Origin of the sequence: Pseudomonas sp. B22129 (genome assembly GCF_044218875.1) — a bacterium.
Taxonomy (GTDB): domain Bacteria; phylum Pseudomonadota; class Gammaproteobacteria; order Pseudomonadales; family Pseudomonadaceae; genus Aquipseudomonas.
In genome coordinates this window covers 5,732,885-5,744,881 of the sequence record NZ_CP162592.1, presented here as the reverse complement: position 1 = coordinate 5,744,881, position 11,997 = coordinate 5,732,885, and the positions used below count along the sequence as shown (strand labels likewise).

At 60.9% G+C, this 11,997-nt stretch carries 13 protein-coding genes; 7 read left to right on the top strand and 6 right to left on the bottom strand.

Annotated elements, in window-relative coordinates; genetic code table 11:
- Positions 1-879 (bottom strand): DUF3365 domain-containing protein, encoded by an 879-nt coding sequence (locus AB4P94_RS25990; RefSeq protein WP_395608150.1) that lies wholly within the window; start codon positions 877-879, stop codon positions 1-3.
- A gap of 30 nt (positions 880-909) precedes the next feature.
- On the bottom strand, positions 910-1,758 hold the full coding sequence (locus tag AB4P94_RS25985; protein ID WP_395608149.1) for a hypothetical protein: 849 nt from the start codon (positions 1,756-1,758) through the stop codon (positions 910-912).
- A 279-nt stretch (positions 1,759-2,037) separates the two neighbouring features.
- Between AB4P94_RS25985 and AB4P94_RS25980 the strand changes: the two genes are divergently transcribed.
- From AB4P94_RS25980 to AB4P94_RS25970, 3 genes are all read left to right on the top strand, one after another.
- Entirely contained in the window at positions 2,038-2,721 is a 684-nt protein-coding gene (locus tag AB4P94_RS25980; protein ID WP_395608148.1) for a hypothetical protein, read from the top strand.
- 114 nt (positions 2,722-2,835) lie between these two features.
- The gene (locus AB4P94_RS25975) at positions 2,836-3,429 is read left to right on the top strand and encodes a DUF3455 domain-containing protein (RefSeq protein ID WP_395608147.1); all 594 of its coding nucleotides are present in this window, start codon (positions 2,836-2,838) and stop codon (positions 3,427-3,429) included.
- 125 nt (positions 3,430-3,554) lie between these two features.
- Complete coding sequence (locus AB4P94_RS25970; protein WP_395608146.1) at positions 3,555-4,322, top strand: outer membrane protein; 768 nt, start codon at positions 3,555-3,557, stop codon at positions 4,320-4,322.
- Positions 4,323-4,337: 15 nt separating this feature from the next.
- Here AB4P94_RS25970 and AB4P94_RS25965 read toward each other — a convergent pair whose 3' ends face one another.
- The 4 genes from AB4P94_RS25965 to AB4P94_RS25950 form a co-directional block, all read right to left on the bottom strand.
- On the bottom strand, positions 4,338-5,165 hold the full coding sequence (locus tag AB4P94_RS25965) for a hypothetical protein (protein WP_395608145.1): 828 nt from the start codon (positions 5,163-5,165) through the stop codon (positions 4,338-4,340).
- Positions 5,153-5,353 (bottom strand): hypothetical protein, encoded by a 201-nt coding sequence (locus AB4P94_RS25960; protein WP_395608144.1) that lies wholly within the window; start codon positions 5,351-5,353, stop codon positions 5,153-5,155. The genes AB4P94_RS25965 and AB4P94_RS25960 overlap by 13 nt, the downstream gene beginning before the upstream one ends.
- Before the next feature lie 122 nt (positions 5,354-5,475).
- Positions 5,476-6,054, bottom strand: a complete 579-nt coding sequence (locus tag AB4P94_RS25955) for a helix-turn-helix domain-containing protein (RefSeq protein WP_395608143.1) — start codon at positions 6,052-6,054, stop codon at positions 5,476-5,478.
- On the bottom strand, positions 6,042-7,997 hold the full coding sequence (locus AB4P94_RS25950; RefSeq protein ID WP_395608142.1) for an FAD-dependent oxidoreductase: 1,956 nt from the start codon (positions 7,995-7,997) through the stop codon (positions 6,042-6,044). Before AB4P94_RS25950 ends, AB4P94_RS25955 begins: the two co-directional genes overlap by 13 nt.
- Before the next feature lie 131 nt (positions 7,998-8,128).
- On the opposite strand from AB4P94_RS25950, the gene AB4P94_RS25945 reads away from it, so the two are divergent.
- The 4 genes from AB4P94_RS25945 to AB4P94_RS25930 all read left to right on the top strand — a co-directional run bounded on the left by AB4P94_RS25945 (position 8,129) and on the right by AB4P94_RS25930 (position 11,997).
- Positions 8,129-8,887: a class II aldolase/adducin family protein gene (locus tag AB4P94_RS25945; protein ID WP_395608141.1), complete on the top strand. Its 759-nt coding sequence runs from the start codon at positions 8,129-8,131 to the stop codon at positions 8,885-8,887.
- Between the two features lie 40 nt (positions 8,888-8,927).
- Entirely contained in the window at positions 8,928-9,566 is a 639-nt protein-coding gene (locus AB4P94_RS25940; RefSeq protein ID WP_395608140.1) for a TetR family transcriptional regulator C-terminal domain-containing protein, read from the top strand.
- Between the two features lie 441 nt (positions 9,567-10,007).
- Complete coding sequence (locus AB4P94_RS25935; RefSeq protein ID WP_395608139.1) at positions 10,008-10,799, top strand: enoyl-CoA hydratase/isomerase family protein; 792 nt, start codon at positions 10,008-10,010, stop codon at positions 10,797-10,799.
- A gap of 37 nt (positions 10,800-10,836) precedes the next feature.
- Entirely contained in the window at positions 10,837-11,997 is a 1,161-nt protein-coding gene (locus AB4P94_RS25930) for an acyl-CoA dehydrogenase family protein (RefSeq protein ID WP_395608138.1), read from the top strand.

Here is an 11,997-nt window from a genome sequence, read left to right as displayed (position 1 = left end):
CTATTCCTCAAGCATCTTCATGGCGCTGACCAGGCTGGTGCGCATGCGACCGAAGGACTGGCCCAGGCGCGCCAATTCATCCTTGCCGCTGACGTCCATTTCGGGCACGTCGGTTTCACCCAGGCTGACCCGGTCAGCCAGTGCCGACATCTGCCGCAGGCGCCGCGTGACGAACAGGTGCACGGCGACATTCAAGGCCACGAACAGCACCGCAAATATTCCCAGCATCGACAGCATGTAGCTGTGCAGCATGCTCCTGGCGCGTTGCAGCGGCAGGTCGAGTGGCACGGTGACCAGTTGCGCGCCGATGGTGTCGTTGAGCTTCCAGCCGAAACCGTTCACCGCACCATAGATGTCGACCATGGTTTTCGGCGCCGCGTCCGGCGTGCTGTGGCAGGCCAGGCAGGCGCCGTCCTTGATCTGGATGGGGCGTGCGATGTACAGCGCTGCACCTTTGTCGTCATTGCGCTCACCGACCATTTCATCGGTTTTCGGCTGGCTGCGCAGGTTGTTGATCAGGGATTTCTCCCAGTCGTTGGCCAGGTCGCGTGGGTTCGTCGGATTGAGCGTGGCTTCTTTGTAGGCGTAGTCCGGGTAGGACTTGAGCAGTTCCTGCAGGTGCGAAATGGCGGCGAAGTCCGGCACCGACTGCGGCAGGAACTGGAATTTCAGGCGGTTTTCCAGCAACGGCACGATCTGTTCGGCGGTGTAGGTGCTGGCGGCGGAGGCCGAGCGCATCAGCATGCGCGCGGTTTCCAGGGTTTCCCGGCGCGCACTCTGTTGCAGCATGTAATTGGTGGAAAGGCTGGTGGCAATAAACCCGACGGTGAAGACCGCCAGGAACACCACGTTGAATTTAACCGCGAGCGACAATTTCATAAGGACCTTCGGGTGCAAGCGTGATGAGGATCAGCGCGCATTTTTGCGGCGTTCCAGGCGAAGCAATTCCAGTTCCCACGCCAGCACGCCGCCCCGGTTGGCCTTCACCGCCTGCAGGAAAGCAGGGTCGTTAAGGCGCGGCGCAAAACGGCTGGCGAGCATTTGCTGGTTCAGGTTCAAAGGGCTGACCACCCAGGGCGCGATGTCTTCGTAGGTGACGTCACGTTCTTTGACGGGCTCCGGCGCCTTGGGCGTTTTTTTGCCCAGGGGCACCAGCGGGTCAAGAAACTGCGGGGGCAGGGCGTCGATAAACGCTTGCTCCGGGCGCGGCACGATCTTCAGCGGCGCGTCGCCGACCCGTTGCGCAAAGTCTTCATGGCCGAGGGTGACGCTGTGGTCGGTCTTGCCGTGGGCGTCCAGTTCGCTGACCACTTGACTGCCGTCTTCGACAAATATTTCGGTCTGGCGCTTGCCCACGTGGATCACGCTGGCGCTGTTGGTCAAGGTGAACGCCAGGCCACCGGTGGTGACGGCGAGGTTGGCGTGGCTGTTGCTGGCGACCGGTTGCAGCTTCAGCCAGCCATTGAGCAGGTTGATCTGTGCGTCCTTGCGGTTGGTGGCGATCAGGATGCGCGTGTCCGGCCCCAATGCCAGGTTAGCTGCCGCAAGGCCTTCGATCTGGATGCCGGCGGCGCCGGTTTGCAGAATATCGCCGCCTTGCAGTCGCGTCCCCGGCCCTACCGTGTAAAGCGTGGTGGCGCGAATCAGCTTCAGCGGTTTTTCCGCGTAGGCGATCACCGCAATCGGGGCGGTTGCTGCGTGAGCCAGCGCAAACTGGAACAGGCCGGCAAGGAGTAGGGCTATCGAACGTTTCTTCACGGGGGCGCCATCTATCGAGCACTTTGGGGTCAGGCACCGATGCTGTGTTTGCAGCCGGTGTTCGTGCGTGCGCAAGGCATCGCAGGGCCGAAGGCTACCGGCTGGAAGGGGGTAGGGCGAAGACAATTATCTGCATGGAAAAGGCCGATTTCGATTAAGTGAAATCATGGAATAAAGCGGCGCAGGAGGGTGTTCTTCTGATGTTCGAACGGCGTTTTCAGGGATCGGCAAGACGTCCGCCTCTTCCCCTGCCTGGAGCCCCTTATGACGACAAAGTGCATGAACAAGTTTTCATCCACCAAGACCTTCCTGCAACAGCACTTCATGACCGCCAAGCGTATTCCCACCAGTGTGCTGGCCGGTCTCAATGTGTTCGACGTCAATGATCACAAGGCGGGTGGCTATCGGCTGGCCACCCTGGACAAGCCAGGCGAGCACGGCAAGGTCGAGCGGCCGCTGATGGGGCACTGGGTGCCTCAGGGCAGTTTTTGTGACATCCCGGCCAACCCAGGCGCGACCGGTTATGTGTTTACGCCGGACTTCAGCGGCTGTTCGATCCTGATCGATCACATTGACGACACCACCTACCGGGTGTTCCACGTGCAAGGCGGCAGCGACTACCTGAACAAGGAATACCTCAACCGGTTTGATGGCCATGGTCTGGGCTTCGCCACGGCCATGACCTTTGACGACTACGGCGAAGACGCCTACCCACGCGGTTTTGCCTTCATGAAGTTCGAGCAAGGGCGCTGGTGGATTTACTTCCAGCGCCAGAACGGCGTGGGGCTGAACTTTGCCTACGGCAAGTTCCAAATGAACGGTGCGCAAACCGTGCGCGGTGGCGGGCGGATACCGGTGCCCAACCTCAAGCGCGAGTCGCCGCGCCATGGTGTGGTGCACAGCGGCAAGGCGCTGGCGATGCCGGCCAGCCAACGCCCGGAGCTGAAGGTTGAAGTCTGGTAGACCAGGCGTTTTTGCCAGGGTTGGAAAATAGTCGGGAATAAAAACTCCGGGTCGGTTGTTCATCCTGCAGACGCTGGTAACCAGCTGTTATCGACTACTGATGGATCCACAATGATGAACCAGACCCTTCTCGACTCCTCCCCCGGCAGGCGCAAAATGAGCAGCACTGACCCTGATGTTGTGGCGCGCCGCAATCGCCTCGCGCTTCTGGTTTTGCAGGTGATCGGCCTGATTGTGCTGGTGATCTGTGCGTTTGATGCGCAGCGCGCCCAAGCCCAGGATTTGCCGGAGCCTGCTGACGGTGGCGCGAAAAAGGTGCTGATGACGGTGCAGGCCACGGGCGTGCAGATCTACACCTGTGCCAAGGACAGTAGCGGCCAGCTGACCTGGCAGTTTCGCGAACCTTTGGCCACGCTGACAATCAATGGCAAGACCGTCGGCCGGCACTTCGCCGGGCCGACCTGGCAGCTGGATGACCGCAGTGCAGTCGTCGGCAAAGTCACCGCCCAGGCGCCGGGCCAAAGTACGAAAGATATCCCGCTGCTGCGTCTGGATGTGGTGACACACCAGGGCACAGGCGGCCTGGCGCAGGTGGTTGCGGTTGAGCGCCTGCACACCCTGGGCGGGGTGTTCAGCGGCACCTGCGAGCAGGCGGGGCAGTTGCACGTCGAGCCTTACAGCGCTGACTACCGTTTCCTCGGCCAGTAGTACCCCGCCGGGCCGCTCGGTCCGGTAGCGACACCCCCTGATTTGAGTTTCTGCTTCGCGCCGGTAGCCATCGGCGTGCGGCAACGCTGTGCCTGTCATACACCCAAAAAACTTAGGAGCTTCACATGATCACTCGTTTACTGGCCGTTACCGCACTCACTGTTGCCGCTTCGTCGGCGGTTCAGGCGGCAGATGCCTATTCGTCCGAGGGCCCGACCGACTGGACCGGTTTCTACGGCGGCTTGAGCGCCGGCTACGGTTTTGGCGGCGATGACGACGTCAACACCAAAGGCCAGGCGGCCCCGAACATCGCCAACATCAACGGCGGCGCCCGCCCGGGCCGGGTCAACCTGGACCGTAACGGCCTGCTCGGTGGCGCGCAAATCGGCTACAACTACCAGTTCGGCCAGTGGGTAGCCGGTGTCGAGGCGGATATCTCCCACACCGACCTGCAGGACAGCCGCAATATCGGCACGGCTCAGCTCAACACCCATCTGGCGCTGAACAACAAATTCGAATCGAAGATCAAATACCTCGGCACCCTGCGTGGCCGCTTCGGTTATGCCTTCGACCACACGTTGATCTACGGCACCGCCGGTTTGGCCTACGGTGAAACCAGCCAAAGCGTCGACATGTTCGGCCCAACCGGAAACACCCAGTTCAGCGGCGACCAGAGCCACTTCAAAATGGGTTACACCGTGGGCGCGGGGATCGAGCAGTCGATCACCAAGAACTTGTCGTTCAAGACTGAGTACCTGTACTACGACCTGGGCCAGGACAAGCTGAACGTTGCGGTAATCCCGGGCAGTGGCGGGGCCGGTACTGGCTACGACTCCAAGTTCAAGAACGACGGGCAGATGCTGCGCGTGGGGTTGAACTGGAAGTTTGACTGACGGTGTGACGTAGCCTCATGCGCAGGCGCGTGGGGCTTTTACAGGGCGCGTGGGGCGATGTTGGTAAACATGGCTGTGTCGCGCCTTGCGGTTTTTGCGGGATTGGAAAGTACGCCAGGTATCGAAGTCGAAGCGGGTGGCGGAGATGATATTTCCCTGAATCAGCAAAATGGGCAGTGGCAGGTTTGTTTCCGTGTATTGAGTATTAAAAGTGACTTCCAGCGTGTCCTTGTCCCGGTATCCGCTGAGCAAGGGAATCAGCGTCAGCGCATGGTCGATGCCTTCGGATTCCGTTGGTGTGCCGACGATCAATACAATACCGACATAAACCTTTCGGTCGTTCATGCTGAACAGATAGGGCGCACATTGTCCGATGGATTCTGCGAGCAGCATTCGAAACGGCGTACCCTCCAGAAGGCCCAACGAAAGCTGTGCATGAAATTGAGCGTCCGTCTCCAGTGCCAGCATTTTCTTCTTCGTGTGGGTGTAGAGCTTTGCCCAGAAGAACGGAATAGCCAAAGCGGTTAGCCCGGCTTGCATCATAAAAACCCACAGCACGCAGTTTTTGTCATTGGCAATGTCCAGCTGCACCAAGAGGCTACCCAGGTATTTGCTGTAGTCCGTGGCGATCTCATACCCCAGGATTGAGATCTTCTGCTTTGACAACGCCAGCAGGGTCGCACTCACGAGTGTAGCGGCGACCAGACAAACCATGCCGAGTCTTGCTACTTGCAGATAGAGAAGCTGGCCCTGGAAACGGTGCAGACGCAAGTAGAAAAACGGGTGCTTGATACAGACCAGATAACCGCTGACCAGTAACGGTAAAACGATCAGCAGCCCCATGAATTATCGGCCTCCAGTTTACGCACCTGGCAAATGGCTTTCTTGTAGCCCTCAGACTCCAAAACCTCAGCAGCGTCGAGGCTGATACTGGCGCGATTCACTTTCCAGGTTTTGCGTGACTTGACGACCTTTACCCGATCCCATTCTTTTTGGGTCGGCTTCCCAAACAGAAAATTCAATAATGACATGGCAACAACCCCGAAAAAGAAGTAGCCATTTTTATAGCAAGCGAATCAGCCCCTAACCACTGATGGCCGTCGCGCCGCTATCGCCAGTTCCTGTAGGAAACATCTGCATTTGCCCGATCGGCTCAAAACGTCGGCGGCGTAATCACCCAAATCACCACCGTATCCACCTCGCCCGGGTTGCCATAGCGATGGGGTTCACTGCTGGCGAAGCTGAAACTGTCGCCCTCATCCAGCAGGAAGTATCGCTCCCCGACCCACAATTCAAACCGGCCACTCAACACGTAGCCCGCTTCCTCGCCGTCATGGCTGTAACTCTGCTGGCTGTAGGTGCCCGGTGGAAAGCATGAGTGCAGCATTTCCAGCTGGTTGTTGGGCAGGGGGGTGAGCAACTGGTCGACAATGCCGTCTTCATAACGAATGTTTTGGCGGTTGCCCTTGCGGACCACGTAGCCCTCATCCGCCGGGGCCGGAACGGTCTCGCTGGCGAAGAACCACTGGATGGTCACGCCAAGGCTGCGGGCGATATTGAACAGCGCCGGAATCGATGGGTACGCCAGGTTGCGTTCCAATTGGCTGAGGTAACCGGCGGTCAATTCACTCATTTGCGCCAGGTCAGTCAAGGTCATGCCGCGCGCCTTGCGCAGGCCGCGAATGCGCGTGCCGAGAAACAGCTGCTGGGGTTCGTCGTTCACAGGTTCCACGCTACCTTGAGTCCTTCATAAATCGCCTCTTCGGCGGTGCGCGGCGCCAGGCAATCGCCGATGCGATCGAAAGGCACCAGGCCTTGCAGCTGCGCGCCAAGAGCGTCCACTGGCTGGTGCCCCTGGCACAACACCAGCGTGTCGATATTCTCCAGCAACATCGGTTCGCCGCTGGCGGTGTGTTGCAGGTAGACGGTGGTGTCGTCGCAGCCGTATAGACGCGCATAGGGGATGATCGCAATGCCCAGCCGGTGCAGCTCGCCCACCAGTTGATCGCGTACGTACAGCGGCAGGTTTTCGCCGCAGTGCGTGCCGTTGACCGCCAGTTGCACCTGATGGCCGGTGCGTACCAGGCGTTCGGCAATGCCGGGGCCGATCCAGTCGCAACGCCAGTCAACCACCACCACCGAACGGCCCAACGCCACTGGGTCGCGCAGCACTTGCCAGGCATCCACCACCTGCAGCTCGCCGCCTCGCTCGAAAGCAGGCCAGTACGGCTCTGCGCCGGTGGCGATGAGCACATGATCGGGTTGCACCTGCTCCACCAAAGCGCGGTCGACTCGGGTATTACGCTTCACGCGTACCCCAGCCAATTCCATCTCGCGTTGCAGGTTGGTACTGGCGCCGCCGAACTCGCTGCGCCGTGGCAGCAGTTGCGCCAGCAACACTTGCCCGCCAAGCTGCCCGCTGGCTTCGTACAGCGTCACGTCATGCCCGCGTTGGGCGGCGACAGCGGCGGCCTTCATCCCTGCCGGGCCGCCACCGACCACCATGATTTTTTTGCGCTGCAACGCCGGTTGTATCTGGCCGAATATCAGTTCGCGACCGGTCTCGGGATGCTGGATACAGGAAATCGGCAGACCCTTGTGAAAGTGACCGATGCACGCCTGATTGCAGGCGATGCAGGCGCGCACGTCTTCGGCGTGGCCTTCAAGCGTTTTGGCGGGCATCAGCGGGTCGCAGATCAACGCGCGGGTCATGCCGCAGACGTCGGCCTGGCCTCTTTGCAGGATAAGTTCGGCTTCTTGAGGCTGGTTGATGCGCCCGGTGACAAACAGTGGAATCGACAGGCTGGCCTTGAACCGCGCCGCCTCATCCGCCAGGTAAGCCGGTGCGACGGCCATGGGTGGCACGATGTGGATTGCGCCGCCCAAGGACGCTGAGGTACCGGCAACGATATGCACGTAATCCAGTTGCGTTTGCAGGTGCTGAACCGCCTCCAGCGATTCGCTTTCAGTCAGCCCTTCGGCGTCGCGTTCGTCAGCAGAAATACGCAAGCCGATGATGAAGTCTTCGTCAGTTTGCGCCCTGACCGCTGCGATGATTTCCCGCAGAAAACGCAGCCGGTTCTCAAGGCTGCCGTTGTAGCCATCTTCGCGCCGATTGACCCTTGGATTGAGAAATTGCGCGGGCAAGTACCCGTGGCTGGCGACCACTTCCACGCCATCAATTCCTGCCTGATACAAGCGCCTGGCCGCCGCCGCATACCCTGCAACGATCTCGTCAATCATCGCTTGGTCCAGGGCTCTGGGCATCACGCGAAAGCGCTCATTGGGAACCCCGGATGCCGAGTACGCCACGGCCAGCAAGCCGTCGGCAGACTCCATGATTTCCCGCCCCGGATGGAAGATCTGCGACAACACCAGGGTGTCGTTGGCATGGCAAACCTCGGCCAGTTCACGGTAGCCCGCGATGCATTCGTCATCGGTGGCCATCAGCACATGGGAGGTATAACGCGCGCTGTCATGCACCCCGGCCACTTGCAGCACAATCAAGCCCACGCCGCCTTCGGCCCGCGCACGGTGATAGGCAATCAGCTGCGGGTTGACTCGGTTGTCGGTGGGCATCGAGGTGTCGTGCCCGCTCGACATGATGCGGTTTTTCAGGCGTTTGCCACGCAGCGTCAGAGGCTCGAACAGGTGAGGAAAGGCATGGGGCGGCATGGTGCAAATACTCCAGGCGCTGTTATTTTTGTTTTTCTATAGGAGGTGAGCGCCAGTAAAAAATCAACTTGTTTTTTTACTGGCGTCTGGATTAGCGTCGCCTTCACCCACCCCGTGCCTGGAGAATAAAAATGCCCTGTGCCATCGAGCAGCAACTGCGCGAAGAACTCGCGGCCTGCTATCGCCTGGTCGCCCATTTCCGCATGAGTGACCTGATTTTCACGCACATTTCAGTGCGCATTCCCGGGCCCGAGCATCACTTCCTGATCAACCCTTACGGGCTGATGTTTGACGAAATCACCGCCTCCAGCCTGGTCAAGATCGGCCTCGACGGGCGCGCCGTGGAAGCCTCGCCCCATGCGGTGAACCCGGCGGGGTTTGTCATTCACAGCGCGATTCACGGCGCGCGCGCGGATGCCCAGTGCGTACTGCATACCCACACCCGCGCAGGCTGTGCCGTGGCCGCGCTGGAGTGCGGGCTGTTGCCGGTGAATCAGATTTCGATGGAGTTCTACGGCAAGGTGGCTTACCACGATTACGAGGGCGTGGCGCTGGACATGGATGAGCAACAACGGCTGGTGGCCGATCTGGGCGACAAGCCGGTGCTGATGCTGCGCAACCACGGTTTGCTCACCGTGGGCACGAGCGTCAGCGAAGCCTTCCTGCGCATGTATTACCTGGAAAAAGCCTGCGATATCCAGATCGCTGCCCAGGCCTGCGGCAAGCTGGTGTTGCCATCCGCCGAGGTGTGCGCCCACACCGAACAACAATTCAACAACCCTGCGCGGCCGGTGGAAGAGGGCCAACTGGTGGACCTGGATGCGATGCAGCTGGCGTGGTCCGCCTTGCTGCGCTTGTTGGACCGGGTGTCGCCGGGTTACCGCGACTGATGTAGAGTCGGGCTGCCGACTCACTGCAGGAAAACGCCACATGACCCAGGAATCCCGGTTTTCCCGGATGGATCCGCAATTGCGCAAGGCCAATCTGGTGCAGGCGACGTTGACGTGCCTCAAGCGCGACGGCTTTCAGGGCGCGTCGATCCGCAAAATCAGCGCCGAGGCCGGGGTGTCGGTGGGGCTGATCAGCCACCACTATTCGGGCAAGGATGAATTGGTGGCCGAAGCCTACCGATCCATCACCGGGCAGGTCATGAACCTGCTGCGCGAGACCATGGCCAAAGCGCCGCCGGATCCGCGCGAACGGTTGTCGGCATTGTTCCGCGGTTCCTTTTCCGCGGAACTGCTCGACCCGCAACTGCTGGACGCCTGGCTGGTGTTCTGGGGCGCGGTCAAGACGGCGCCCGCCATCAACCTGGCCCACGAACACTCCTACGGTGAATACCGCACCATCATGCGCTCGGCCCTGACCGACATGGCGAAGGAAGATGGGTGGGAACAATTCGATGCAGACCTCGCCGCCATCGGCCTGAGCGCCTTGCTTGACGGCTTGTGGCTGGAGTCCGGACTCAACCCCGGCACCTTCACGCCGGAGCAGGGTATCCAGATCTGCGAGGCCTGGGTCGATGGCCTGCAAAGCGGCGGCCGCCAGCGCTACCAGCTCAAGCCCTGAGCCTTTGCCCATCGCGCCGAACGCGGCGGCAACACAGCTCCAATGTGGTAGCTGGCTTGCCTGCGAAGGCGGCGGCACTACCAACACAGATGCCGCCTGAGCCACCGCCTTCGCAGCCTCGCTAAAGCTCGACAGCTCCCACAGGAGATCTGCGCCAGGCACCTTTCTGGGCAGCAACAAAGATCCAATGTGGGAGTTGGATTGCCTGCGAAGGCGGCGGCACGGCCAACAGAGATGTCGCCTGACCCATCGCCTTCGCAGCCTCGCCAAAGCTCGACAGCTCCCACAGGAGATCTGCGCCCAAGCACCTTTCTCGGTGTTCGGGCCGGCATTTCCTCTCTGAAAATATTTGCAGTTTGCCGATTGCCACCTTGCTGAACACTCGTTTAGTATCTCGCCGTGTCGCACCCCTCACGCCAAATAAAATAATTCGAGGACGCCATGACCACCGATTCGCCCGTGCTCACCCAAGTGTCAGCAGGCGTTGCCTGGATCACCCTCAACCGTGGCCCGCAACGCAACGCATTGGATATCCCGACCCTCAAGCACCTGCACAGTCTGCTCGACGCGTTCAACGTCGACCCCGCCGTGCGCGCCGTGGTGCTCACCGCCAGCGGCCGCAGTTTCTGCGCCGGTGCCGACCTCACCGAATGGGCCGACGCCGAAGCCCGTGGCGCCCTGGAAACCTACGGCTGGACCGAAACCGCCCACGCCCTGATGACCCGTCTGCACACCCTCGACAAACCCACCCTCGCCGCCATCAACGGTACCGCCGTCGGCGCCGGCATGGACCTGACCCTGTGTTGCGACCTGCGTATCGCCGCGCAATCGGCCCGGTTCAAGGCCGGTTACACCGGCATGGCCTACTCGCCGGACGCCGGTGCCAGCTGGCACTTGCCGCGCCTGATCGGCACCGAGCAAGCAAAGCGCCTGTTGTTCCTCGACGAACTATGGAGTGCCGAGCGCGCCCTGGCTGCCGGGCTGGTGGGCGAAGTGGTCGCCGACGATCAACTGCACGCGCACACCACCGAATTGGCCTCCCGCCTGGCCAAAGGCCCGACCTTCGCCTTCGCTCAGACCAAAACCCTGATTCGCGAAGGCGCCGCGCGCAGCCTGCCGGAACAGCTGCAGGCTGAACTTGCCGCCGGCCTGTTGTGCGGCCGCAGCGCGGATGGCGCCGAAGCCTTGCGTGCGTCCACGGAAAAACGCCTGCCGATTTTCTCCGGCCAATAAACCACCACACCCTCTTTTACAGACGACGGGTAACGCCATGAACTTCCAGCTCAGCCAAGAACAAGACATGTTGGTGGACGCGGTTCGCAGTTTTGTTGCCAAGGAATTGTTGCCACACGAAGAAACCGTGGACCGTGCCGATGAGGTCTCGCCGCAGCTGGCTGCGCAGATTCGCGACAAGGCGATTGCTGCCGGTTTCTACGCGTTCAACATGCCCGAGGAAGTGGGCGGTGGCGGGCTGGATTATGTGTCCCAGGCATTGATCGAACGGGAGTTGTCGAAGGTTTCGTGGGCGTTGCACGTGTTTGTCGCGCGGCCCTCAAAGATCCTGATGGCCTGCACCGGCGCGCAGGTTGAGGACTACCTGTTGCCCTGCATTCAGGGCCGGAAAATTGACTGTTTCGCCCTGACCGAACCCGGTGCCGGCTCCGACGCCAACGCGATCAAGACCCGCGCTGTGCGCAGCGGTGATGACTTCGTGATCAATGGCAGCAAGCACTTTATCAGCCACGCCGGGCACGCCGATTTCGCCATCGTGTTTGCGGTCACTGACACCTACGAACACAACGGCCGCAAACGCAATGCGGTGACCTCGTTTTTGGTGGATCGCGGCACTCCGGGCATGACCATCCGCCGAGGACCGAAATGCGTGAGCAACCGCGGCTATCACACCTATGAAATGTTCTTCGACGACTGTCGCGTGCCCGCATCCAAAGTGCTTGGCGAAGTCGGCAAGGGCTGGGAGGTTGCCAACGCGTGGCTCACCGCCGGCCGCGTGATGGTCGCCGCCAACTGTGTCGGCCAGGCCCAGCGCGCGTTGGATGTGTCGCTGCAATGGGCGGCGGACCGCAAGCAGTTCGGCCAGCCTATCGGCACCTATCAAGGGGTGAGCTTCAAGCTGGCCGACATGGCCACGCAGATTCGCGCCGCCGAACTGCTGACCCTGCACACCGCCTGGAAAATGGACCAGGGCAACATGACCGACGGTGAGGCCGGTATGGCCAAACTGTTCGCCAGCGAAACCCTGGGCAAGGTCGCCGACGAAGCCGTGCAGATTTTCGGCGGCATGGGCCTGATGGATGAAGGGCCGGTGGAGCGCATCTGGCGCAACGCACGGATCGAGCGGATCTGGGAAGGCACCTCGGAAATCCAGCGCCATATCATCGCCCGTGAACTGTTGCGGCCACTGTTGCGCTGA